Genomic DNA, 23,815 nt, shown 5'->3' on the forward strand with positions numbered 1-23,815 from the left:
TTACTCCTTAATACCCGCAGATTTCATAGTTTCTACTACATTGCTTTGGGTCACTATAAAAATAATTAAAGAAGGTAACATCATAAGAATAGCAGCTGCTGCTGCCGCTCCAGCCCTTACAAAGCCTCCTTGTTGAATATAGGTAAGTGCTAAGGAAAAAGGCTTCATAGCCTCATTATGAACATATAACGAAGGAGTATATGTATCATTCCATGTATCTCTAAAAGCAAATAATATAAGAGTAAGCCATGCAGGCTTCACATTAGGCATAACCACATACCACCATATCTTAAACTCATTTGCCCCATCAATCCTAGCAGATTCAATATAGGAATCTGGAATCTGTTCCATAAACTGTTTCATTAAGAACAAACCTAAGGTAGCCCCTATATAGGGGAGGATAAGAGAAAAATATGTATCTAAAAGTCGCAATTTAGCCATTATAATAAACCTTGGAATATTGGTAACATAACCTGAAAACATTAAAGAAAATATCACAAAATTGAACAAAAACTTACTTCCTGGAAATTTATGTTTAGCCAAAGGATAGGCAGCCATAGAAGCAATAAGCACATGTCCTAATGTGCTCATAAAACTGATAAAAATACTATTAAAAAGATATCTTGAAAAAGGTACAAAAGAATTACTCATGAGATAAAAGAGATCAGAAAAATTCTTTAAGGTTGGTCTTTTAACAAATAATCTGGGTGGAAAAAGAAATAATTCATCTAATGGTTTAAAAGCATTCATTATAGAATATACAAGGGGTAGAGCCATAAATACTGCTACAATTCCAAGTACAATTATTAGTATTAAATTTCCCCACCAAGATCTATTAATTCTTGATCTCATTTTAAAAGTAAAACCTCCTTATGAATATTAATCAGGCCTAATTAATTTTCTAACTCCTTGGTTAATACTCACTGTTATTAAGAATAAAATTACCGCTATTGCTGACGCATATCCCATTTCATATCTAATACTTCCATAATCCCACATATGAAGGACTATAGTATGAGCTGAATATAAAGGACTTGGAAATCCAATCAATTGAGCAGATATGTCAGCCACAGCAAAGGACGCGGTAACTTGCATTATAGCTCCGAAAATAAGTTGAGGTTTTATAGAAGGTAAAGTTATATACCACAATTCTTGCCATCTATTTCTGATCCCATCTACTGCTCCTGCCTCATACAGACTTCTGTCTATAGTTTGAAATCCTGCAATAAAGGCTAAAAAGCTTGTCCCTAAACTCATCCAAAGTTGAATTACCATAAGCACGTATAGATTAATACGAGAATCCTGTAACCAATATATTGGTTCCTTTATTATGCCTAAATTCATTAGAATACCATTTAGCAATCCATATACATCACCAGAAAAGATGTAAGTCCATATGAAGAAAATTGCAGAAGATAGAGCAGGAGCATAAAAAAGTAAAGTTAAAAAAGCTCTAATTTTTGGGGGTAGTTCATTTATAAGCCAAGCAAAAAATAAGCAAGCAAAATAACTCAATGGTCCAGTAATTAAAGCAAACTTAAAGGTATTTTGTAAAGCAGTTAAAAAAACGTCATCCTCTAAAAAGAGTCTTTTATAGTTATTCCATCCAACAAATCTAGGCATCTGTATTACATTATAATTGGTAAAACTAAGGATAGCTCCCACAATAACAGGAATTACAGTGAAAGTAAAAAATAATATAAAATAAGGAAGAACTAAAAAATAAGATTCTTTATTCTTTTTAATTTCCTTCCATAAATCTTCAAATTTCCCTCTCATTTTAAATTCTCCCTCTAATTATTCTTTTGCTAATTCAAGTCCAAACTCTTCTCGTTTTCTATCAATTTCCTTATTAATCTCTTTAGTATATTTCTCTATAGCTTCTCTTGGTATCTCTCCAAGCATAACTACTTCCCTAAAAGCATTATCTAAATGTCTATATGTATAGTAGCTACCAGGAACATTAGGAATCTCCTTAAGATATTTCCATTGCTCAGAAAGGACCTTATAGTCTGAAGAAGGCCATGGTAAATAACTCATAGCTTCTACATTAGCAGTGTTATATCTTGCACCTGCCCCTAAAACAGCTTCTAATTCCCTACCAAACCTTGCTTGTACATCAGATGATAACCACCACTTAACAAATTCCCATGCCTCAGGGATTTTTTTGGATTGGGCAAATATTAATACTGCGTTACCACCACCAGCAACACTTCTATCTATGCTACCATCTGATTTTCTTCTTCCCGGAACAGGTGCTATTCCCCATAATCCGCTTATTTCTGGAGCTGCTACTTTAAATTGATTATACATAGTATAAGGACCAATACCTAAGGGCATCTCTCCTGTTCTAAATCTGTTAAAGAAATCATAATAAAGCGGTATTCCATAGAGAACATATAAATTTGTCCACTCTCTAAATGCATCTACACCTTCCTCATTATTTAGTACACACCTTTTACCATCTTCTGTATAATATTTTCCTCCCCTTTGTAGAAGCAACATGTTGAAAATATCAAAACTTGTACCACCTGTTCCTGCAGCAAATTGTAAATTATAACTCTGAAGCTTTGCGATAGTTTTGTAAAGCTCATCCCATGTATCTGGAATCTCAATGTTTAGACGACCAAGGATATCTGCCCTATAAAACATTATTGGAAAATCTTGAGTCATTGGCAAACCGTAAACTTTTCCTCCGAAACCATATGGAACAAGAGCATACTTAGCAAATCTCTTTTTTACTTCTTCAAAACCAGGTAATTTTGAAACATCTACCAATGCCCCACGTATTCCATAATCTACAGCAAGACCTCGAGGCACATTAAGAGCCACATCTGGAGGATTCTCTTTTGATGCAACCGAGAAAAGTAGTGCTGCCTCGGTAGTTATAATATTAATGTTTACACCTATTCCTGTCTTTGGGGTAAACTCAGTATCTATTAACATCTTCAAGGTTTCAGCCTGATCTCTACCCATTTGTACCCACACATTAATAGCCTTATCCTTTTCATATATAGTACCAATTAAGTTATAATCTTCAATAAAAGATATGAAAAACTTTTTAGTTGCATCAATAACCCTTTCAAATATATTGGGATTTATCCTTGGTACTTGTGCATCTTGTGAGGCTATTACAATATAATCAATATCTAATGGCTGTTCTCTAATTGTAAGAACCCACGCAGATAATGAAGATAAGTTATCTCTATATCTTTGCAATCTTTGAGCAATTGTTTCTGGCTCTCTTGCCATTCCTTCCAATTGAATTGCCACAGTTTCCAAGGTAGCTGCTTCACTTGCCTTTTCACCACCGATTTTCCTTATCTTTTCTGCATTTTCTCTCAATATTTTTGCATTTTTAAGAAGAGTATCTATAAGATCAGGAATATTTTGCTCTAACATATAATCTCTGTAAGGGTCTGGATTAGGAGAAGTAATCATAACAATTTTTGTATATAATTGAGATAAATCAATAGAACATTGAAGCACATTTCTTATTATATCTGCAATGCTTTCATAAGTAACTTTAAGACGCAGGGTATGTTCACCCTTTTTTAAATAAAATAAATACGGATCTTTATCATTTCCCAAATACGAAAATTGCCATTGAGTATTATATTTAAACTTAATATTTTTAACCTCTTCAAAAGGAATTTTTCCATCTATATAAAGAGTTCTTTCTGATGGTATTCCCGGATTTGCATTCTGTCTATATTTAATTCCTATTTTATATAAACCATCTTCAGGTACATTAAATCTCCACTCAATCCATTGACCTGCAGATCTCCAATTGTAGCCTCCTATGATATTTAATACTTTTCTCCTGGGATCATACGGTTCATTAAGGGGATTAGACCTATCAGAGATTGGATAAAGAGTGGGTTCTGATTTTAAGGTAGCATTTTCACCTTGTACCTTTATAAAAATACCACTGAGTTTTTTATACTCATTTTTTGGTGAAACTTCTTCATATTTTGGTTTTCTTTCTTCGTTGAAAATCTTTATATAATCAATAACCATAGGTTCTTTCACTGATACAAATCTTATAGTATGTTTTCCTGGAGAAAAATAAAAAAGGAAAGGATCAGCATATAAACCATCAGGATCCTCTAATATCTTTTCTACCCAAATAGGATTTTCCACCTGTATAGGTCTAAGTTCATTACCCCTGTTGTCTTTAAAAGCAGGTCCTCCATCTTTCCATATTCTTTCAAATCTCAATATCCTGGCTTCGTTAAAAGGTCTTTTTCCATCAATAATAAGTTCTCTTTCAATACTTGAATTTTTACCTTTTACAGGAAAATACTTAACTGCTATGTTATATAAACCTTCCTCTTTTATATTAAAAGTCCACTCTATATATCCATTCTCTCCAGTAAATATAACTGGATGTTTGTCAGAGGTTAGATCAGTTAAGACTTTTAAATTTAAATCTTTAGAAAAACTAGAATATTTCACACCAGGAATAATAATAACTGATTTAGGTCTTGGTTTATCTATATATTTCGATATGTAAGTTTCATAAGAATTTTCTCTACTTATAAGTTCAAAAATAATGTTTAATTTAGAACTTTGATTCTGAGCAAAAGAAAATGAAAACAAGAAATTAACAATAAATATAAAGGTAACCACTTTCAAAAAAGTTTTTATAACCTTTTTCAATTTATCTTCCTCCACCTTTTTGTAAACAATTTTATATCTTTTTGGGGGAGAAGACAAGTATTTTTTAATCTTCTCCCCCAAGGTTAAACTACTTCAACCCTTCTAAAATAGCATCAATAGCAGCTTGGAATTTAGGCTTCAAGGCTTTTATAGATTTAGCGGGATTAGCCACATCAATTTGGTTTATTAGATCCCAAAAACCAGGGATTCCAGATATAGGATCAATAACTGCTCTCGTAGAGGCCTCTAAAAGCAAATCATAAATCTCTTTTCCACCAACTCTTTCTATCTGATCTTTCACTATTAACTCCTTCTCTTTATCTGTTGGCATTAGCATCCATATTAAGTATAATGCTGCAAGCTCTGGATCTTTGGAGGAAGAAGCAATAGCCCATGCACCATCATCTGCCATATCAGCACTCTTTTTCTTACTATCAGGTCCCTTTGGGAATGGAACTATTCCAAGCTTCTTACCAAGAGCATTCCTCATTCCACTAAGTTCCCATGGTCCCCAATAATCCATACAGGTTATACCTTTTTGGAATCTACCCTGTGGATCTGTCCACCAGTCAGCAGGTCTCATCTTATATTTTGCATCCATATCATACAAGGCTTGGAATGCTCTATATGCCTTTGGATCATCCATCGCAAAAACAGGTCTACCTCCAATATATTTCACAACTTCCACATCATTAGTATAAAGGAAGGGTTGTATAACTGCCCAAGTAGCATAGGCATATTGATCTATCTTTCCATCACCATTGATGTCCTGGGTTAGCTGTTTTCCTGCATTAAAGAAAGCATCCCATGTCCATTTACCCTGCTTATACAACTCTAATGGATCTGGCAGTCCTGCCATCTCAAATTTCTCTTTATTATAGTAAAGAATATATGGAAATACATTGTCATTATATATATTTGTTACTGCATAAACTTGTCCTCTCCATGTGAAGAAGTCTACAGTACTTTTCCTAAAACCTACAGCATTCCAAAGATTTTTATCCTTAAAGTCAATATACCTATTAAGAGGAAGGAGCATCTTCTTCATCATCCAAGTAGGTTTTTCACCTGCACCAATATACACTACATCTGCTCCTGCTCCTGACAATATGGCTGCACTTAATTTAGGTCTGTAGTTTTCCCATGTCGTATATACTATCTGTACTTTAGCACCAGTTATTTTTTCAAATTCTTCTCTTACTTGCTTTGCTGATCGAACACCTGGAATACTACTTTTTTCTTCTTCTGGCCAAAATTGCCAAACATAAATAGTCCTACCCCTGTACTTTTGCGTATCAATATTTAATGTATAATTCCCCACCTTTACTGTATATACCTTTTGGCCAAAAGACGGAACTATAGCAGTTACAGATAAAAACGTAAAAATTAAACAAAACAGAAAAAATTTTTTCATGACTTAAAACCTCCCACCTTTAAAAAAATTCATACTTTTCAAATTAATTTTATCTTTAATAAAATTTTATCTTCTACTACAATTTTGGTAAAAAATAAAAATATTTTGCTTTATATTAAAATTCCATTAAAAACATGGATGGATTAATTATAGACTGAAACTTATATATTTCTAATGATTTTGAGGATTTATAAATACATTTATAAATTTAATAATTTTGCTTTCTAAATTTCAGGGGCGTTATCTGCATATATCTCTTGAATACTTTAATAAAATAACTTATGTTATTAAAACCACATTCCAATGCTATCTCAGATATGCTCAAATCAGTGTTTCTAAGTAATTCTACAGCTTTCTCTACTCTTACTTTATTTATATATTCCACTGGACTCATTTTAAGACTATCTTTAAATAATCTACAAAGATAAAATTTACTCATATCTACTTCTTTACTTAACTCTTCTAATGTAAGATCTTTGTTATAATTTTTGTTTATATAATTTAATACATCTTTTATCCTCTCTAATTTATAACCTAATCTACCATCAGTTTTAATAGGTTGTACATAATATCTAAAAAGTCTTCCAAAAATATCAAAAAGCAAGCTTTTGATAAAAAGTTCATAGCCATAGGGTTTTTCTATAAAAACATCAATAATATCTTCCACATCTCTTCTTATTTTGTCATCGTTTATCAAATTTGGTATATATATTTTTTTATTAATAAGAGGCATAAAATATTCATATTTACAGTAATCGGGCTCTTCAGAATAAAGAATTCCAAGATCAAATACAATAGCATATCCTATTGTCCTTCTTACAAGTTCCTCTCCAGAATGAATTGCACCACCATTAACAAAGATATACTCCCTTTCCTTTATTCTATACTCATAACTATCAATATAAAATCTTCCTATACCTTTTTTTATATAAAGTATTTCAAACTCATTATGCCAATGAGGATCTATCTTACCATTTTTATAGACAAATATGTCCTCATGAACAAAAAGATGAAAATCTGGAGTTCCATGATCAATATCTTCTATTAAATCTGCTTTCCTCTGCCTCATATTCACCTTAAAAATATTTAATTTTTTAATAATTTATTATAGACTAAATGTACAAATTTGGTTAAAATTTCTTCTTAGTATGGGAGAAATATATTTAATAAGACACGGAGAAACAGATTGGAATAAAGAAGGAAGATTTCAGGGGAGAACAGATATTCCCTTAAATGAAAGGGGCAAAAAACAAGTCCAAATCTTGTCTGAATATCTAATTAAAGAAAATATTGATTTTATTTATTCAAGTCCCTTAATAAGAGCTTATGAAACAGCCCTTCCTCTATCACAAAAGTTAAATAAGGAGATTATCATAAGAAACAATTGGATAGAGTTTGATTTTGGAGAATGGGAAGGGCTTACCGTAATAGAAGTACACAATAAATATCCCATAGAGAGAGACTTATGGTTATATCATACTGAGAGAGGAAGAATTCCTAAAGGTGAAAGTTTTAAAAATGTCTATGAAAGATTAAAATTAGAAAAAGAATTTATCTTAGAAGAGCATCAAGAACATAAAATAGCAATATTTACTCATGGAGCAATAATAAGAGCAGCTTTATATGTCTTTTTAGAAATTCCTTATTTAGGTTTTGGGAGAGTTACTGTTAGCTCTTGCTCAGTAACTCATTTTAAAATAAGTAAAGGTAAATTTATTCTTATAAGGTTAAACTATTTATTTCCGCACGAAATCTTTGAGATTTAAGTTCTAAAGATTTTTAAATGGCGGAGAGGGAGGGATTCGAACCCTCGGTACGGGTTTTAGCCCGTACAACCGCTTAGCAGGCGGCTGCCTTAAACCGACTCGGCCACCTCTCCAAGCACTGAAGATTATACCATAAGGTGTTAACAAAAAGCAATATTAATGAAAACCCCTAAATTTGTGTTTACTATTTTTGAAGCTCTTTAATTATTTTATCTAAATTTACACCTTGAGAATTAAGAATTTTACTTGCAAGAGATGTATTATCTTTTAAAATCCCCAAAAGTAGATGTTCGGAATTTATCGCATTATCACCGAATTTTTTAGCAAATTCCTCAGCATAATCTAAAATTTTTGACAATTTTGGGCTTAGTGGATACATTTCGTACTTATCAGTTTTAAGATTCTTAATTTCTCTCTCAAGTTCTAATTTTATTTTCTTTAAATCTACTCCCATTTTTTTAAGAATCCCACTAACAATACTATTTTCCTCTTTTATTAATCCTAAAAGTAAATGCTCCACATCAACACAAGGAGAACTATAAGCTAATGCAATCTCTTGAGCATAAATCAAAAATTTATCAGCCCTAATTTTAAAAGTCTTCATAAAATTTCCCTCCCTCTACCCATCACTATTTTAGATATTTTACAGTATATACAAACTACTTACAAGATATAAAGTATCAAAAAGAAAATACTTAAATCTTATTTAACAAATTTGAGTATCCTACACAAAAACTATTAATGATATAATAAGAATATGAAGAACAGAGAAGTTGCTCAAATATTAGATGAGATAGCCATCTTTTTAGAGATAAAGGGAGAAAATAAATATAAAGTTGCAGCTTATCAAGAGGCTGCAAGAAGAATAGAGAATTTACCAGAAGACATAGAAAAATTATTTAAAGAAGGGAAATTGTATCAAATAAAGGGAATAGGAGAAAGTATTGGGCAAAAGATAAAAGAATATTTAACTACAGGAAAAGTAACTTATTTAGAAGAATTACGAAAAGAAATACCCCCAGAAATCCTTGAACTTCTAAAAATACCGGGAATCGGTCCCAAACTCGCTTATAGACTTTATACAGAGCTTGGAATAAAAGATTTAGAATCCTTAGAGAAGGCAGCAAAAGAGGGTAAAATAAGGCTGTTACCAAGACTTGGACCAAAAGTTGAGCAAAATATATTAGAAGCCATAAAAGAATACAAAGAGAAACAGCAAGTATCAGAAAGAATACCTTTAGGAGTAGCCTTACCCTTAGTGGAAGAAATCGTAAATTACCTATCTCAATATCCCTTTGTAACAGACATAATACCAGCAGGAAGTATAAGAAGAAGAAAAGAAACCATAGGAGATATTGATATTCTTATAACCACTAGTGACATGGAAAAAGTAAATCAAGTTCTAAAAAGTTTACCTATATTAAGAAACATACTTGCAGCTGGAACAACTAAAACAAGTATTATTGTTGAACCCGGAATTCAAGTAGATTTTAGAGTTGTAGACAAAGGCTCCTTTGGATCCGCCCTTCAATATTTCACAGGATCTAAAGCTCATAATATAAAACTAAGAGAAATAGCTATAAAGAAGGGATTAAAAATCAATGAATATGGAGTTTTTAGAATTAGCGATAACAAAAAGTTATGCGGAGAAAAAGAAGAGGAAATTTACGAGTTATTAGGTCTACAGTTTATACCCCCCGAACTCAGAGAAGATCAAGGTGAAATAGAATCAGCAATGGAAGGTAAACTACCAGTGTTAATTGAAGAAAAAGATATTTTAGGAGATATGCATGTACATACAGACTGGAGTGATGGGGCAAATACCTTGGAAGAAATGGTAGAGGCGGCATATAGATTAGGATACAAATATGTAGTAATATCAGATCATAGTCAGGCACTTGGAGTTGCAGGTGGTTTAACCCCAGAACAAATTGAAAAACAGAGACAAAGAATCAATGAATTAAATAGAAAATATAGGGATTTCAAAATTTTACATAGTATTGAAGCTAACATATTAAGCGATGGTAGTATAGATTTACCAGAGGAAGTTTTAAAGAACTTTGATCTTGTTATTGCAGGATTACATTCTGGCTTTAAACAGCCAAAAGAGAAAATAACTGAGAGATTGATTTCTGCTATCAAAAATCCATGGGTAGATATAATAAGCCATCCCACGGGAAGATTAATAAATAAGAGACCAGCCTATGAAGTAGATTTTCCTGCTATTCTTTATTGGGCTAAAGAAACAGGTACCGTACTGGAAATAAATGCTCAACCCGATAGACTTGATTTATGCGATATAGATGCAAGAATGGCTCGTGAGAAACATGGCATTTATTTATCTATAGGAACAGATAGTCATGATATTCGTAGTTATTCACTTATAAAGTATGGAATCTATGTAGCAAGAAGGGCTTGGCTTAAAAAAGAAGATGTTATAAATACATATCCTTGGGAAGAAGCAAAACTTAAACTTAAAAGATATAAAGAGAAAAGATGAAAATAAGAAGAAAAGGAAAACTCTCCGAAGGCGAATGGGTTATCCTTTGGGAAAGTAAGAGACGATATCTTATTCAATTAGAAAAAGACAAGACCTTCTATTACCACAAGGGTTATGTACAACATAATGACATAATAGGACTTGAAGAAGGAAGTATCATAAAATCATCTCATGGTGGAAATCTCTTAGTTTTAAGACCAACCTACGCAGACTATATCCTTGAAATGCCAAGAGGTGCCCAAATTATATATCCCAAGGATATAGGCACTATATTAGTATGGGGAGACATCTATCCTGGAGCAAGAGTATTAGAGGCTGGTATTGGATCTGGAGCTCTTACCATAGCACTTTTACAAGCAGTAGGAGAAACGGGGGTAGTTATATCCTACGAGATAAGAGAGGATTTTGCAAAAAGAGCACTTATAAATATAGAAAATTTCTTAGGAAGAAGAGATAATCATATATTACGATTAAAGGATATATATCAAGAAATAGACGAAGAAGATAAAGATATAGATAGAGTTATTCTTGATCTTCCAGAACCGTGGAGAGCTATTAAACATATTGATAAAGTTTTAAGACCAGGTGGAATACTTGTAATTTATACACCTACCATATTACAAGTTCAAAAAACAGTAGAAAGCTTAGAAAGCTTTAAATCATTTACCCTTATTGAAACAATAGAAACCCTTCTTAGACCATGGCAGATAGAGAGTTTATCTGTAAGACCTTATCATAGAATGGTAGCCCATACTGCTTTCCTAACTATAGCAAGGAAAGTACTTACAAAAGAAGAGAATATATTTCAGAAGGCTTTGCCTTCTGTAGAAAATGAAGAAAATTTTGAACCAAATTAGTAAATATTTCTCTTTCTTCCTTTTCCAAATAGGGTAATTTTTCTTTCATCCTTTTATAACCTTCTATAAACTCATCTTTTCCAAAAAGCAAAATAATATGTTGACCAAAGCTTGACCACTTAATAAACTCTAAGTCTGTGAGAGGAGGTTTTAAAAATACCAAATATTTATATATTTTGTTCGGTATCTTGTTAGGATAAAAATATACATCTCTTCCTTCAAAAGATCTAATATCTTTATCTTTTGTTTTGGAAAACCTTGCATCGGTAAAAGAAGGTGTATATACATCATTAGGTAATCGAAGATTTTTTATTCCTAAAAGATCTGAAAGCATTAATCTTTTTTCCTCATTTTTAAGGTAAGAAATAAAAATAATAGGATTTTTTAAATTTTTAATAGTTTCTAAAAATTTATGAAAAACTTGTTCCTTCAAAAATAACTCTGAATCATCCCATAATAAAATAGTATCTTTGTTAATTTGAATTGTTCCTAAACTCCATGGAGAATATAAGTTTAATTCCCAAAAATTTTTATTCCAATTAGGAGATACTATGATATAATCTCTTTCTCTTTTCTTTATCTCCTCTATAAGATTTAACACCTCAAATATATTATCAACAAAATATAATATATACTTAATTTTATCTCTTTTAGTACTTTTTAAGGATTCTTCCGATTCTTTCCACTCTTCAAGATAGAAATTAAAATATTCTCTCCCTTGATATCCTTCTTTTTCTATTTTTAAAACAATATCTACTGTTTTAGGAATATCCTTAAAAGTCTCTTCACCTATACTGAGGGAAAAGATGGGAGTCGAAAAAACTCTCCCTGTTACATCTCCTATCTTTATCTTATATCTTCCCCCATTACCAATCTTCTCAAAATGTGTAAAAGTTGTAGAATTTATCTTAAATCTTGGCTCCTCATTACCAGGGCCAAAAGGCGGTAGTAAATCAAGCTCAGAAAGAAATTTGGATAAAAATTCTTTACTGACCTTATCTAAAGATATTTCAGCATCTATCTTTACTTTAGGTGTAAAATCCAAGTCTTTCCAAAGATTGTTTGCAGTGTTTATTGCCTCTAATTTAAAATCTACATAATCTTTATTTAGAATAGAAAAACCAACTGCACCTTTATGCCCACCATAATTTATTAAGTATGAAGATAGCTTAGATATATAATCAAACAAATCTACCTCTTCCACTCCTCTACCTGAGAAAACAATCATTTCACCCTCTTTTCTTCCAAGAAAGAAAGGGAGATTATATTCTTCAGTTAACATTGAGGCTACAACCCCTATAACTCCCCCTACCTCTTTTCCCCAATTTTCACTATACAAAAAAACTACACGATTTTTCTCTAAATCCTCATACTTTACTAATTCTTTTGCCATCTCATAGACTCTTTCTACTTCCTCTTTTCGTTTCCTATTAAATTCATCAAGCTTATCTGCAAAAGATTCTGCTTCCTCCACATCTTCGGTCAGAAAAAGTCTTACTGCTTCCTCTACCCCCTTAAATCTTCCTACTGCATTTATTCTGGGAGTTATACTAAATATTATATCTTTAGTACTTATTAGGGTATTGCGATCCAAACCAGCCTTCCTAATTAGAGCTCTCAAACCTAAAATATCCGATTTTAAGATCTTTTCTAATCCATATTTCACAAGTACTCTGTTTTCATCCTTCAATTCCATCATATCTCCCAGGGTACCTAAGGTTACAAGTTCTAATACACCTTTTTCATTATAAATATTTTTACCTATAGCGTCTCCTAAAACCTTTAAAAACTTAAATGCTACTCCTACACCCGCCATATATGGGTATGGATAATTATTTAAATAAGGATCAAAAACCAATAAAGCATCTGGAATACATGTTTCATCTGGAATATGGTGATCCGTCACAATTACCTCAATACCATTCTTTCTTAAATAATCTATTTCTTTTTTATTCTTAATACCACAATCCGCAGTCAATATAAGCCTTACAAATTCATTTTGAGTTAAAGCCCTCTTAATACTTTTTTCTTTAAGTCCATATCCCTCTTCTAATCTGTGAGGAATATAATAAGAAACATTAAAACCCCAATTGGATAATACACTATAAAGAATAGTGGTAGCTGTAATCCCATCTACATCATAATCTCCAAAAATAAGAATTTTGCCCTTAATTTCTCGTAGCTTTAGTAAATATTTAACTGCTTTTTCAAAACTTGGAAAAAAGAAAGAAGGGTCATATAAATGTTCCATTTTAGGGTAAAGAAATTTTTTTGCTTTATTTACATCAACAATTCCCCTATTTACAAGGAGACGGGCAAGAAGAGATGAAATTCCAAGTTTTCTTGCAAGTTCCTCTTCCTGCCCTTTATTTTCTTCAAAAAGAAGAATCCACTTTCTCATCATCTATGAAATATGCATATCTTTCCACTCACAAAGTAATGAGGTAGCTATATATATAGTACTATAAGTACCTATTATTATTCCAAAATACAAAGCAATTATAAAAGATCTCAAAACTGTTCCACCCCATATAAGAAGAGGTGTTATTGCTAATAAAGTAGTTAAAACTGTATATATAGTCCTTGCAAGGGTTTGATTAATACTCCTATTAGCAAGAGCTGTAAATTTTTCTTTTGGATTCTGTTTCATATTCTCCCTTATTCTATCAAAAACTATAATATTATCATTAATAGCATAACCTAAAAGAGTCAATATTGCTGCTATAAAGGATGGACTCACTTCCCACTGAAAAATAGAAAAGAGAGAGATGGTAGCCAAAAGGACAAAGGCTTCACTTATAATTGCAGAAATTGCAAAATCAAATCTAAATCTTATAGTTATATACACAAGCATTATAATTATGGCTAAAACAGAAGCAAGGATAGCTTTCTCTCTGAGTTCTTTGCTTATAGTTGGCTCAATAGTAGTTAGTTCTCTACCATCATACTTTCCTAACACTTTCTCAATCTCAGAAGAAAGTTTTTTAACATCTTCTTCATTTAAAAATTTTGTTCTTATCCAAATCTCTTTACCCTCTGATCCTGTCTGTATTGTAGCCTTGTCATAAAGACTTTTGGCTATATCTCTGATCTTTGCAATCTGATCAGAGGTTAAAGGAGAAAATAATTTATAATAGAGAAGACTTCCACTTTGAAAGTCAATACTGTAATTCAATCCCTTTGTAAAAAAGAATACCATACCAACAGCTACAAAAAGGAAAGATATGATAAGAAAAAACCTTCTTACTTTTTTCCCTAAAAAATTTATCTCTCTTTTCACAACTTTTCCTCCCTTCTCTAAAGTCCAATTAACTTTGTTGCCTTCTTAAATACTGGAATTGATAACAAATTCTCAAGAAGAGTTCTTGTGACTGTAATAGATGTAAACATACTAAGAGCCACACCTAAGGATAATGTTACTGCAAATCCCCTTATAGGTCCTGTCCCAAAATAGAAAAGTATCAATGCTGCAAGTATTGTAGTAACATTGCTGTCAATAATAGCTCTTAAAGCATTCCTAAAACCAGAGTCTAAAGCTGCTATAGGAGTTTTACCTTTAGCATATTCTTCCCTCATTCTTGCAAAAATTAAACAATTAGCATCTACAGCCATACCTATGGAAAGAATAATACCTGCAATACCTGGTAAAGTTAAGGTTGCATTTAAAAGCTTTAAGGCTGCAAGATCTAATATTAAATAAATTAAAAGAGCAATATCTGCAACGAGTCCCATCATTCTAAAAACAAGAATCATAAACAAGATAACAAGGATTCCACCAATAATTCCATTTCTATAAGCGGACTCCATGGTATCCTTTCCTAAGGTTGGATCAACAGTCCTATTTTCAATAACCTTTACAGGTACAGGTAAAGCTCCAGCCCTAAGAAGTATTGCGAGTTTTTGTGCCTCATCAATAGTAAATCTTCCTGTTATCACTCCCACTCCTTCAGTTATAGGCTCTTTTATTACAGGATTGGATATTACCTTACCATCAAGTACAATAAAAACTTGCTTTCCTACATTTTTAGCAGTAAAATCAGCAAATATCTTAGCACCTTCAGGATTCATCTCTACCCTGACCATAGGTTGTCCAACCTGATCAAACTCTACTTTTGCATTTTTTAACGCTGAACCAGTCAATATGGTATTTCCCTTTTCATCTTTAAATTCAAGTAAAGCTGTTTGACCTATAATTTCCAATGCCCTTTCTGGATCTTTTATACCAGGAAGCTCTACTACAATCTTATCTGTACCTTCTTTATAAATAGAAGGCTCCGTTACTCCTAATTGATCTATACGATTTCTAATAACCTCAATAGTTCTTCTTACAGCATCATCTGTAATCTCGACCCCTTCTGCCTTTTGACATTGCAATGTAACCCTTATACCACCCCTAATATCCAACCCAAATCTAAAAGGGAAAGTAAGAAGAATCCAGATAGCTACACCTAAAAGAAGTACAATAAAAGCTGTTTTATATTCTGCCCTTATGTTCATTATTTCATATCTCCCCTTTCTCTATTAATCTTTTAAAGGATAAGCAATCCCATCAATCAGCATCTCAAAAACTATACCTTTTGCAAAAGAAACTTGTATTGTCCTTTTCTGTTTATTTATAGCTACTATCTGCCCTATCAATCCCCCTTTTGTAACTATTTTATCCCCTACTTTTAGAGAATTTAACATTTCTTCTCTTTTTTTAGCTTCCTTTTTTTGAGGAATTACAAGAATAAAGTAAAAAATAGCTAAGAAAACTCCCCAAACAACTATTAAACCTAATAAATTAACAGCTTGTTCCATATATCCTCCTTCTCCAATCTATTTTCTTTATCAGAGATCAAATACTTAGAAAGAAATTCTCTTTTGAACTCACCAAACCTCCCTTCCTGTATACTTTTTCGTATTTCTTCCATAAGTCTAAATAGAAATCTTAAATTATGAATTGTGAGAAGTCTATAAGAAAGGGTCTCATGCTGTAAAAATAAATGTCTTATATAAGCCTTGGTAAATTTTTTACATGAATAACAATCACAATCTTCCTCTAAAGGTGTAAAATCCTCTTTATATTTTGCATTTTTAATATTTTTTCTTCCCTCTTTTGTATAAAAAACACCATGTCTTGCAAGCCTCGTAGGTAAAACACAATCAAACATATCTACTCCCATGGAAACTCCAATTATCAAATCCTCTGGAGCACCAACTCCCATAAGGTATCTTGGTTTATCTTTAGGAAGTAAATCTAAGGTATACCCCATTATCTCATACATGGCTTCCTTAGGCTCACCCACACTTATACCCCCGATAGCTATACCTTTTAAATCAAATTCTAAAAGCTTTTCAACAGCCTCTTTTCTAAGTTCTTTGTAAAAACCACCTTGTACAATACCAAAAAGAATCTGATTAGTATTCCCTTTCTTTTCTTTATAGTCTATAGCCCTTTTTAGCCAGAAAATGGTAGTTTTTAATGCATCTTTAGTTTCCCAGTATGAAGCACCATATCCTAAACATATATCAAGCGGCATTATAATATCTGAACCTAAAGCTTTCTGTATATCCATGACAAGTTCTGGAGTAAAAAAATGCTGAGTACCATCAATATGAGAACTAAAGTAAACACCTTCTTCATCTATTTTTCTTAATCTGGCAAGGCTAAAAACTTGATAACCCCCACTATCAGTTAATATAGGTCTATCCCATCCCATAAAAACATGAAGCCCCCCAGCTTTTTCTATCAATTCGTGACCAGGTCTTAAAAACAAATGATAAGTATTAGAAAGAATTATTTCAGCTCCTACCTCTTTTACTTCTTCTGGAGTAACAGTTTTTATAGCACCTTGCGTATCAACAGGCATAAAAACAGGAGTATTAATCTCTCCACGGTAGGTTCTTAATTTTCCTAATCTTGCTTTTGTTATGTTATCATCTAATATTTTCTCAAAAATCATATTTATAGCTCCTAATATATAAACATGGCATCCCCAAAACTATAAAATCTCAATCTTTCATCTATAGCTTTCTGATATGCCTTTTTCATAAGATCATACCCCATAAATGCTGCAACAAGCATAAGAAGAGTAGATTTTGGAAGATGAAAATTTGTTATAAGGCCCTCAAGAATTCTAAATTCAAAACCAGGATATACAAACAAGGAAACCAAACCCTTACCAGGTTCCACTTTCCCAGATCTTCCCTGAGACTCAAGAACTCTTGTTACTGTAGTACCAACAGCGATAATTCTTCTTCCTTCTTCCTTTGCTTTATTTAACCTATAGGCTACATCCTCTGATAACTCAAAATATTCAGGTTCTAATTTATGTTGGGTAATATCTTCAACCACTACGGGTTTAAAGGTCCCAAGCCCTACATGAAGAGTGACATATAATATCTCTACTCCCATGTTTTCCAAATTTTTCAAAAGTTCAAGTGTAAAATGTAATCCAGCTGTTGGAGCAGCAACAGCACCCTCCTTTTCAGCATAAACAGTCTGATAACGATTTGGATCTTTTATTGGCTTTTTAATATATGGAGGTAAGGGTACTTCTCCGATCTCTGGAAGAATGCTTTCTATATTATCCTGAGAAAACCGTAAAACAAAGATCCCTTCCGTATTTCTTTCAATTACCTCAGCATAAATATCCTTTTCAAAAAATATTTTTGAACCAATTTTAGCTCTTTTTCCAGGCTTTATTAATGCCTCATATTCCTTATCAGCTGTTTTCTTTAAAAGGAATATCTCAATCTTTGCACCAGTTTCCTTTTTTCCATATATCCTTGCAGGAATTACTTTTGTATTATTAAGTACTAATACATCTCCCTTTTTTAAAAAGTTCTTTATATCTCTGAAAATATGGATGGAGATATCCCCTGTACTTCTATTTACCACCATAAGTTTAGAAGAATCTCTTGGTTCAGCTGGCTCTTGAGCAATAAGTTCTTCTGGAAGATAATAATCATAATCTGACAATTTCAATACCATCTAACAACATCCACTCCTTGATAATAGTATTTTAAAATCTCTCTATAATTATAACCTTTTTCTGCCAAAAATTTTGCGCCTTTCTGAGAAAGACCTACTCCATGTCCATTTCCTCTACCCACAATTAATATTTGCCCACCCCTATTCAAGGAAAAATTAAATAAAGTACTTGGTAAATTAAATAAATATCTAAAAGTCGTACCTTTAACATAATATACTCCGTAGTCATCCTTAAAAATTATATTATATACTCTATTTGATGGCGTTTTCTCTACTTCTATAGAAAATTCATTACTCAAAGGAATTCCTAAAGATCTCATTTTGAACAAAAGATCTCCTAAAGTTATCTCTCTTGTCCATGTGTCTAATAAAAGCTCATCCACATCTTTAACACTTTGCAAATATGGTAAATCTTGTCCCCAAACATATTTGCAAGCTTCAGTATAACCACCTGACGACGAATGGAAAAAAGCTTTTATAGGAATACCATTATATACAATTATCTCTCCCTTGGTGTCCATTACTGCTTTTGTAGATTTTTCATTCTCTTTTTTCATCCCTTTATATACTTGACAATGAGTAGTATTGCAAAGATCAAATTCTCCATGTCTACCTATATTAGCTAAAGCATAAGTTCGGGAAGCAACTGCTTGTGCTTTTAAAGCTTCCAAAGGATAGTAAGCAGGCATCTCTGATGGTACTACTGACAACAAATAATCTTCCATATTTATTACATTTACTAACCATCCACTTTTTGATATCTCCATATATCCACGATAAAAATCGTTATTATAGTTTAAATAGTAGCCATCCGGGTAGATTTTAATTGGAAAAGTAGTGGTAAGTATACCATTATCTGCTTCTATAATAGCACTATCATCCTTAACTTTAATCTTTATAATCCCTTTACCTTCAACCTTAATGTTAAGATAATCTGTAATAATCTCACCTATATTTGAAAAGAAAACCTCGCCATCAATTTTTTCAATACCAATTCTTAAAGTTGGGATTTCTTGAGAATAGGATAAACTAAAAAGGGATAAAGAAGAAAGAATAAATAACAGTAAAAGTTTCCTCATATTAATATTACTTTACTTTTTGAGTCTCAAGATAATATTTATGATTATGGTAAGGAAAAGACTCAAAAGAATAGAGGTGGTCAATGGAAAATAAAAAACAAAATTCTTCCTCTCTATTCTAATATCTCCAGGAAGCTTGCCTAATAAAGGAATTTTATCTACAAAGAGAAAAACTAATCCTAAAATTATAAGTAAAATTCCCAAAAAAATAAGTACTTTGCCCATAAAGTCCATAGTCACATACCCCCTATAATCTTTTGAAATTTATACATTGTTTTAAAGGTAACCTCGTTTCGTGTTATAAGCTCACCATCATAACTAATTATAAGTTCACTATCTGATTTTATTGTTACCTCTTTACTTCTATAAAATTTTACATGAGGATTAATGGAATGTTTTCCTATATATACAAGAGGAAAAGTAGCAATCAACTCCGCAGGATGAATCTTTTGAGCAATAGCTATATCAAGAAACCCATCATCCACCTTAGAATTAGGAAGTAATTTCATACCACCACCATAATACATCGTATTTCCCAAAGCCACCAAAGTAATTCTACCTTTCCAAGTTACAGAGTCAAAAAAAATCTCGCATTCTGGATATTTGAACCCTTTTAATGTGCTAAAAACAGAAATAACATACCCTTTAAATCCTGTCAAATTCAGCTTATTCGAATTATAATTTACATCTCCTACAAAACCTGTTCCTGCTATACCTACAAAATATATTCCATCTAATACTCCAATATCCACTTCTCTTATATTCTGGGATTTTAAAAGTTTTATAGATTTTTCTATATTTCTTGGGATACCATAGGATATAGCTATATCATTACCTCTTCCAAGAGGGATTATTCCTAAAATTCCTCTACCTTTAAGCCCATTAACCACCTCATTTATAGTACCATCACCCCCAGCTGCAACTACCACATCTACTCCTTTATCCAATGCCTTCTCCACCTGTTCAAAAGTTTTTTTACCACCAATAGTACATTCTATTGAATAATCTAATTCCTCTCTATCTAAAATATCTATAAGTTTTGGATATACTTTCTCAGCTTTTCCTCTATTAGAAGTTGGATTAAACAAAATGTGATATTTCATTTTTTCCTCCCTTCCAATATCTGTCTTTTTCACTATATATACATCCGCAATATTTCTGTCTATAAAGACCATACTCCTTAGAAAGATTGACTCCCTCTCTATATCCCACTCTAAAATCTTTGTAATAAAATTCTAAACCAAATTCCTTTGCTAAAAGATAGCCTACATCTTTTATTAAATCATGTTTTTGATATGGGCTTACTAATAAAGTAGTAGAAAAGAGCTTATATCCAAGTTCTTTTACTTTTTGGGCTGTTCTTTTAAGCCTCATATAATAACAAACAGGGCATCTATTATCTTCTCTATAAACTACTTGTCTTATAAATTCCTCTAAAGCGTAATCATCCTCATACACTAGTTGTAAATTCTGACTTTCTGCAAAGGATTTAAGAGTAGAAAGTCTAAGAGAATATTCGGTATAAGGATGAATATTGGGATTATACCAAAAACCAGTAATTTCATAACCTTCCTCTCTAAGAACTTTCAAAGGATAAGTAAGACAAGGAGCACAACATATATGAAGAAATATTCTTTTATCCTCCATCAGAGCACCTCATTAAATGAGAAAGTCCAAGGGGAGTTATTATTCTTCCTCTTGTTGTCCTTTGAATAAAACCTATTCTTAAAAGGTATGGCTCATAAACTACCTCAATAGTTTCAGGAGACTCATTAAGAACAGCAGCTAATGTTTTTATACCTACAGGTCCACCAGAAAACTTATCTCTAAGAGTAAAAAGGATCTTTCTATCTAAATCATCTAAACCCTTATCATCTATCCCCATAAGGTCAAGAATTTTTTTCACTTCTTCTTTATCTATAATTTCCATTTCTTCCACTTCTATATAATCTCTTATTCTTTTTAAAAGACGATTTGCAATCCTTGGTACTCCTCTTGATCTTTTAGCAACCTCATGTACACCTTCCTCAGAAAGTTCTACACCAAGTAATATTTGAGATCTCTTAATAATTTCTACCATTTCATCATGAGAATAATAATCAAGAGAAGCAATAAAACCAAAGCGATCCCTCAAAGGATTACTAAGAAGTGCAGGTCTTGTAGTAGCACCTACTAAGGTAAAAGGAGGAAGCTTAAAATTAAGTACTCTTGCTCCAGGTCCCTTGCCAGCAATAAAACTTATACTTCTATCTTCCATGGCAGAATACAATATCTCTTCCAAAGATGAAGATAATCTATGGATTTCATCTATAAAAACAATTCCATTTTCTGGAGCATTTGTCAAAAGAGCTACAAGATCCCCTGTTTTTTGCAAAGAAGGAGCCGAAATAGCTTTTATTGAAACCTTTTGTTCCTCTGCTAAAATAAAAGCAAGAGTAGTTTTACCAACACCTGGGGGACCTACAAAAAGTATATGATCTATAGGTTCTTTTCTTTTTTTGGCACCGTTTATTATCAAACTAAGTCTTTCTTTTATCTTTTTTTGTCCAATGAATTCAGAAAGATTTTTAGGTCTTAAAATATTATCCAAGAGGGGCTCTCTCTGAGTTAAAGAAGAGGCTGGAATCTTTCTCATTTTCATAACTCCTTAGATAATCTTTTTAGAGCAAATTTAATAATCTCTTCTATATTCTCAAAATCTTTAAATTCTTTTCTAATATCTTTCATAACCTCATTAACCTCTTCTATATTATAACCTAAGTTATATAAGGCTTTCCTTATAGTACTTTCCTCTTTTTTCTCCTTTGGCAATAAACCATTCTTTTCCAAGAATATTTTTTGAGCCACTTTTTTACCAATTCCTGGAACTCTTAGTAGAGCATTTATATCTTCACTTTCTAAGATTTCATTAAATTCCTCTGGAGAGAAATAATTTACAATCCTTAATGCTATTTTCTCCCCTACCCCTTTTATACGTTTAAGATCTTCAAAAAGATCTCTTTTATTCTCATCCAAAAAACCAAAGATTTTAATCTCTTCCTTATCGATACTTTCAGAGATATAAATCTTTACTTTTTGCCCTATGTTATTACCCAAAAGGGTCAGGTCCTTTTCTCCCAAAATAACCCTAAAACTAAAAAAATCCAAACTCACTACCACAAAATTATCATATATCTTAACTAATCTCCCTTCTATGGAATGAAAAAATGACAATTAAATATTCTCCCCTCTGCTATAAATATATGCTAATGCAATAGCTAAAGCATCAGCAGTATCATCTGGTTTAGGAATATCTTTCAAATTTAAGACTTCCTTGACCATATATTGGATTTGGCTTTTGGATGCCCTTCCATATCCAACTATTAATAATTTAACCTCTAAAGGACTAAACATTAATATCTCTTTTTGATGTTGGTAAGCAGCAAGCAAAATTATACCTTGAGATTGCCCAATACTTATAGCAGTTTTTACATTTTTATTAAAAAATATATTCTCCATCACAACAATATCAGGATCATAACTCTCTAATAGATCTGAGATTTGATCATACAAATAATTTAATCTCCTTCCTAAACTCCAATTAGAAGGAGTTATTAGAGCCCCATAATCAATAACCTTAATATAGTCTTCTTTATTTAAAATGCCAAAACCAGTTATAGCTGTTCCAGGATCAAGTCCTAAAACCTTCATCTAAGATAGAGCTTGTAAGATCTCGTCAGGTATATCAAAGTTAGCATAAGTCTTTTGTACATCATCATGATCCTCAAGCTCTTCCATAAGCTTAAGAAGTTTTTCTGCATCTGGACCTTCTACTGGAACTAAATTCTTTGGAACTTTTGTTACTTCAGTTTGAGTTATTACATATCCTTTTTCTTGTAATTTAGCTTTAACTTCGGAAAAGTTTTGGGGGTCTGTTATTATTTCAACACTATCACTACTTATTTGAACATCTTCTGCGCCAGCTTCTAAAGCATCACTAATTAATTGATCCTCATCCTTAACACTTTCCTTATCAATAAAAATGCTACCTTTATCTTCAAATATCCACGCCACACATCCTGCCTCTCCTAAACTTCCACCATGTTTCGTAAATATTCTTCTTATTTCCGAAGCAGTTCTATTTTTATTGTCTGTAACTACCTCTACCATTATAGCTACACCACCTGGCCCATATCCTTCATATGTAACCTCTTCATATGTTACACCAGGAATCTCTCCAGTACCTCTCTTTATAGCCCTTTCAATATTCTCCTTTGGCATATTAGCTTCTCTTGCTCTCTCAATTGCAGCTCTTAAACGGGGGTTAGTTTCTGGATTTCCTCCGCCTTGTTTAGCTGCAATAATAATCTCCTTACTTAAAGCTGAAAAAAGTTTTCCTTTTTTAGCATCTGCTGCAGCTTTTCTGTGTTTAATATTTGCCCACTTGGAATGTCCAGACATAATTTTCGCCTCCTTAGTTTAAAAGACTTGAATATTAGTGTTTTCAATGGCATTCTACAATATTTTACAAAGTTTGACAAGAATCATAATTTTCGATAAACTTTCATACTATGGATATAAA

Annotated in this window: 23 protein-coding genes and 1 tRNA gene; 3 read left to right on the forward strand and 21 right to left on the reverse strand. The window is 32.2% G+C overall.

The annotated features are described in order from the left end of the window. The 5 genes from ACY3JO_RS08515 to ACY3JO_RS08535 all read right to left on the reverse strand — a co-directional run bounded on the left by ACY3JO_RS08515 (position 1) and on the right by ACY3JO_RS08535 (position 7,145). Positions 1-852, reverse strand: a complete 852-nt coding sequence (locus tag ACY3JO_RS08515) for a carbohydrate ABC transporter permease (protein WP_463084570.1) — start codon at positions 850-852, stop codon at positions 1-3. A 27-nt stretch (positions 853-879) separates the two neighbouring features. Continuing rightward, positions 880-1,779 carry a carbohydrate ABC transporter permease gene (locus ACY3JO_RS08520; protein ID WP_463084571.1) on the reverse strand — a complete coding sequence of 300 codons (900 nt, stop codon included), beginning with the start codon at positions 1,777-1,779 and terminating at the stop codon, positions 880-882. Positions 1,780-1,797: 18 nt separating this feature from the next. Beyond that, on the reverse strand, positions 1,798-4,662 hold the full coding sequence (locus ACY3JO_RS08525) for an extracellular solute-binding protein (RefSeq protein WP_463084572.1): 2,865 nt from the start codon (positions 4,660-4,662) through the stop codon (positions 1,798-1,800). An 88-nt stretch (positions 4,663-4,750) separates the two neighbouring features. Further along, the gene (locus tag ACY3JO_RS08530) at positions 4,751-6,076 is read right to left on the reverse strand and encodes an extracellular solute-binding protein (protein WP_463084573.1); all 1,326 of its coding nucleotides are present in this window, start codon (positions 6,074-6,076) and stop codon (positions 4,751-4,753) included. A gap of 208 nt (positions 6,077-6,284) precedes the next feature. Further along, positions 6,285-7,145 (reverse strand): helix-turn-helix transcriptional regulator, encoded by an 861-nt coding sequence (locus ACY3JO_RS08535; protein WP_463084574.1) that lies wholly within the window; start codon positions 7,143-7,145, stop codon positions 6,285-6,287. Positions 7,146-7,224: 79 nt separating this feature from the next. On the opposite strand from ACY3JO_RS08535, the gene ACY3JO_RS08540 reads away from it, so the two are divergent. Further along, on the forward strand, positions 7,225-7,842 hold the full coding sequence (locus ACY3JO_RS08540; protein WP_463084575.1) for a histidine phosphatase family protein: 618 nt from the start codon (positions 7,225-7,227) through the stop codon (positions 7,840-7,842). Between the two features lie 18 nt (positions 7,843-7,860). On the opposite strand, the gene ACY3JO_RS08545 is transcribed toward ACY3JO_RS08540, so the two are convergent. Both ACY3JO_RS08545 and ACY3JO_RS08550 read right to left on the reverse strand, forming a co-directional pair. Beyond that, a tRNA-Ser gene (locus tag ACY3JO_RS08545) sits at positions 7,861-7,955 on the reverse strand. A gap of 71 nt (positions 7,956-8,026) precedes the next feature. Next, positions 8,027-8,446, reverse strand: coding sequence for a Clp protease N-terminal domain-containing protein (locus tag ACY3JO_RS08550; RefSeq protein WP_463084576.1), 420 nt, complete (start codon positions 8,444-8,446; stop codon positions 8,027-8,029). Between the two features lie 153 nt (positions 8,447-8,599). Between ACY3JO_RS08550 and polX the strand changes: the two genes are divergently transcribed. Together polX and ACY3JO_RS08560 are read left to right on the forward strand one after the other, a co-directional pair. Continuing rightward, the gene (polX, locus tag ACY3JO_RS08555) at positions 8,600-10,342 is read left to right on the forward strand and encodes a DNA polymerase/3'-5' exonuclease PolX (RefSeq protein WP_463084577.1); all 1,743 of its coding nucleotides are present in this window, start codon (positions 8,600-8,602) and stop codon (positions 10,340-10,342) included. Continuing rightward, a complete protein-coding gene (locus ACY3JO_RS08560) occupies positions 10,339-11,199 on the forward strand; it encodes a tRNA (adenine-N1)-methyltransferase (protein ID WP_463084578.1) in 861 nt (286 codons plus the stop codon). Before polX ends, ACY3JO_RS08560 begins: the two co-directional genes overlap by 4 nt. Here the strand turns inward: ACY3JO_RS08560 and recJ are convergent. The 14 genes from recJ to ACY3JO_RS08630 are packed head-to-tail and all read right to left on the reverse strand — an operon-like array spanning position 11,126 to position 23,694. Beyond that, positions 11,126-13,603: a single-stranded-DNA-specific exonuclease RecJ gene (gene recJ / locus ACY3JO_RS08565; RefSeq protein ID WP_463084579.1), complete on the reverse strand. Its 2,478-nt coding sequence runs from the start codon at positions 13,601-13,603 to the stop codon at positions 11,126-11,128. The genes ACY3JO_RS08560 and recJ overlap by 74 nt on opposite strands. Further along, positions 13,604-14,479, reverse strand: coding sequence for a protein translocase subunit SecF (secF, locus tag ACY3JO_RS08570; RefSeq protein ID WP_463084580.1), 876 nt, complete (start codon positions 14,477-14,479; stop codon positions 13,604-13,606). A 17-nt stretch (positions 14,480-14,496) separates the two neighbouring features. Then, positions 14,497-15,696 carry a protein translocase subunit SecD gene (gene secD, locus ACY3JO_RS08575; RefSeq protein WP_463084581.1) on the reverse strand — a complete coding sequence of 400 codons (1,200 nt, stop codon included), beginning with the start codon at positions 15,694-15,696 and terminating at the stop codon, positions 14,497-14,499. A 24-nt stretch (positions 15,697-15,720) separates the two neighbouring features. Continuing rightward, entirely contained in the window at positions 15,721-15,999 is a 279-nt protein-coding gene (yajC, locus tag ACY3JO_RS08580; RefSeq protein ID WP_463084582.1) for a preprotein translocase subunit YajC, read from the reverse strand. Beyond that, complete coding sequence (gene tgt, locus ACY3JO_RS08585) at positions 15,975-17,144, reverse strand: tRNA guanosine(34) transglycosylase Tgt (RefSeq protein ID WP_463084583.1); 1,170 nt, start codon at positions 17,142-17,144, stop codon at positions 15,975-15,977. Before tgt ends, yajC begins: the two co-directional genes overlap by 25 nt. Before the next feature lie 11 nt (positions 17,145-17,155). Next, positions 17,156-18,175, reverse strand: coding sequence for a tRNA preQ1(34) S-adenosylmethionine ribosyltransferase-isomerase QueA (gene queA, locus ACY3JO_RS08590; RefSeq protein ID WP_463084584.1), 1,020 nt, complete (start codon positions 18,173-18,175; stop codon positions 17,156-17,158). Continuing rightward, positions 18,166-19,254 (reverse strand): SpoIID/LytB domain-containing protein, encoded by a 1,089-nt coding sequence (locus ACY3JO_RS08595; RefSeq protein ID WP_463084585.1) that lies wholly within the window; start codon positions 19,252-19,254, stop codon positions 18,166-18,168. Before ACY3JO_RS08595 ends, queA begins: the two co-directional genes overlap by 10 nt. 12 nt (positions 19,255-19,266) lie before the next feature. Then, the gene (locus tag ACY3JO_RS08600; RefSeq protein WP_463083443.1) at positions 19,267-19,488 is read right to left on the reverse strand and encodes a DUF2905 domain-containing protein; all 222 of its coding nucleotides are present in this window, start codon (positions 19,486-19,488) and stop codon (positions 19,267-19,269) included. Positions 19,489-19,490: 2 nt separating this feature from the next. Further along, the gene (locus ACY3JO_RS08605) at positions 19,491-20,357 is read right to left on the reverse strand and encodes a diacylglycerol/lipid kinase family protein (RefSeq protein WP_463084586.1); all 867 of its coding nucleotides are present in this window, start codon (positions 20,355-20,357) and stop codon (positions 19,491-19,493) included. After that, the gene (locus tag ACY3JO_RS08610) at positions 20,335-20,901 is read right to left on the reverse strand and encodes an epoxyqueuosine reductase QueH (RefSeq protein WP_463084587.1); all 567 of its coding nucleotides are present in this window, start codon (positions 20,899-20,901) and stop codon (positions 20,335-20,337) included. Before ACY3JO_RS08610 ends, ACY3JO_RS08605 begins: the two co-directional genes overlap by 23 nt. Next, positions 20,891-21,889 (reverse strand): Holliday junction branch migration DNA helicase RuvB, encoded by a 999-nt coding sequence (gene ruvB / locus ACY3JO_RS08615; protein WP_463084588.1) that lies wholly within the window; start codon positions 21,887-21,889, stop codon positions 20,891-20,893. The genes ACY3JO_RS08610 and ruvB overlap by 11 nt, the downstream gene beginning before the upstream one ends. A 2-nt stretch (positions 21,890-21,891) precedes the next feature. Further along, on the reverse strand, positions 21,892-22,467 hold the full coding sequence (ruvA, locus tag ACY3JO_RS08620) for a Holliday junction branch migration protein RuvA (protein ID WP_463084589.1): 576 nt from the start codon (positions 22,465-22,467) through the stop codon (positions 21,892-21,894). Further along, entirely contained in the window at positions 22,468-22,944 is a 477-nt protein-coding gene (gene ruvC, locus ACY3JO_RS08625; protein WP_463084590.1) for a crossover junction endodeoxyribonuclease RuvC, read from the reverse strand. It abuts the gene before it with no gap. Further along, entirely contained in the window at positions 22,945-23,694 is a 750-nt protein-coding gene (locus ACY3JO_RS08630; RefSeq protein ID WP_463084591.1) for a YebC/PmpR family DNA-binding transcriptional regulator, read from the reverse strand. Positions 23,695-23,815 lie beyond the last annotated feature (121 nt).

The organism is Dictyoglomus sp. LHC4, from assembly GCF_055181355.1.

Bases quoted from the DNA above. Each gene is read 5' to 3' on its own strand.
- ACY3JO_RS08515 (WP_463084570.1), bottom strand. From the start codon at position 852: ATGAGATCAAGAATTAATAGATCTTGGTGGGGAAATTTAATACTAATA.
- ACY3JO_RS08520 (WP_463084571.1), bottom strand. From the start codon at position 1,779: ATGAGAGGGAAATTTGAAGATTTATGGAAGGAAATTAAAAAGAATAAA.
- ACY3JO_RS08530 (WP_463084573.1), bottom strand. From the start codon at position 6,076: ATGAAAAAATTTTTTCTGTTTTGTTTAATTTTTACGTTTTTATCTGTA.
- ACY3JO_RS08535 (WP_463084574.1), bottom strand. From the start codon at position 7,145: ATGAGGCAGAGGAAAGCAGATTTAATAGAAGATATTGATCATGGAACT.
- ACY3JO_RS08540 (WP_463084575.1), top strand. From the start codon at position 7,225: ATGGGAGAAATATATTTAATAAGACACGGAGAAACAGATTGGAATAAA.
- ACY3JO_RS08550 (WP_463084576.1), bottom strand. From the start codon at position 8,446: ATGAAGACTTTTAAAATTAGGGCTGATAAATTTTTGATTTATGCTCAA.
- polX (WP_463084577.1), top strand. From the start codon at position 8,600: ATGAAGAACAGAGAAGTTGCTCAAATATTAGATGAGATAGCCATCTTT.
- ACY3JO_RS08560 (WP_463084578.1), top strand. From the start codon at position 10,339: ATGAAAATAAGAAGAAAAGGAAAACTCTCCGAAGGCGAATGGGTTATC.
- recJ (WP_463084579.1), bottom strand. From the start codon at position 13,603: ATGATGAGAAAGTGGATTCTTCTTTTTGAAGAAAATAAAGGGCAGGAA.
- secD (WP_463084581.1), bottom strand. From the start codon at position 15,696: ATGAACATAAGGGCAGAATATAAAACAGCTTTTATTGTACTTCTTTTA.
- yajC (WP_463084582.1), bottom strand. From the start codon at position 15,999: ATGGAACAAGCTGTTAATTTATTAGGTTTAATAGTTGTTTGGGGAGTT.
- tgt (WP_463084583.1), bottom strand. From the start codon at position 17,144: ATGATTTTTGAGAAAATATTAGATGATAACATAACAAAAGCAAGATTA.
- queA (WP_463084584.1), bottom strand. From the start codon at position 18,175: ATGGTATTGAAATTGTCAGATTATGATTATTATCTTCCAGAAGAACTT.
- ACY3JO_RS08595 (WP_463084585.1), bottom strand. From the start codon at position 19,254: ATGAGGAAACTTTTACTGTTATTTATTCTTTCTTCTTTATCCCTTTTT.
- ACY3JO_RS08600 (WP_463083443.1), bottom strand. From the start codon at position 19,488: ATGGACTTTATGGGCAAAGTACTTATTTTTTTGGGAATTTTACTTATA.
- ACY3JO_RS08605 (WP_463084586.1), bottom strand. From the start codon at position 20,357: ATGAAATATCACATTTTGTTTAATCCAACTTCTAATAGAGGAAAAGCT.
- ACY3JO_RS08610 (WP_463084587.1), bottom strand. From the start codon at position 20,901: ATGGAGGATAAAAGAATATTTCTTCATATATGTTGTGCTCCTTGTCTT.
- ruvB (WP_463084588.1), bottom strand. From the start codon at position 21,889: ATGAGAAAGATTCCAGCCTCTTCTTTAACTCAGAGAGAGCCCCTCTTG.
- ruvC (WP_463084590.1), bottom strand. From the start codon at position 22,944: ATGAAGGTTTTAGGACTTGATCCTGGAACAGCTATAACTGGTTTTGGC.
- ACY3JO_RS08630 (WP_463084591.1), bottom strand. From the start codon at position 23,694: ATGTCTGGACATTCCAAGTGGGCAAATATTAAACACAGAAAAGCTGCA.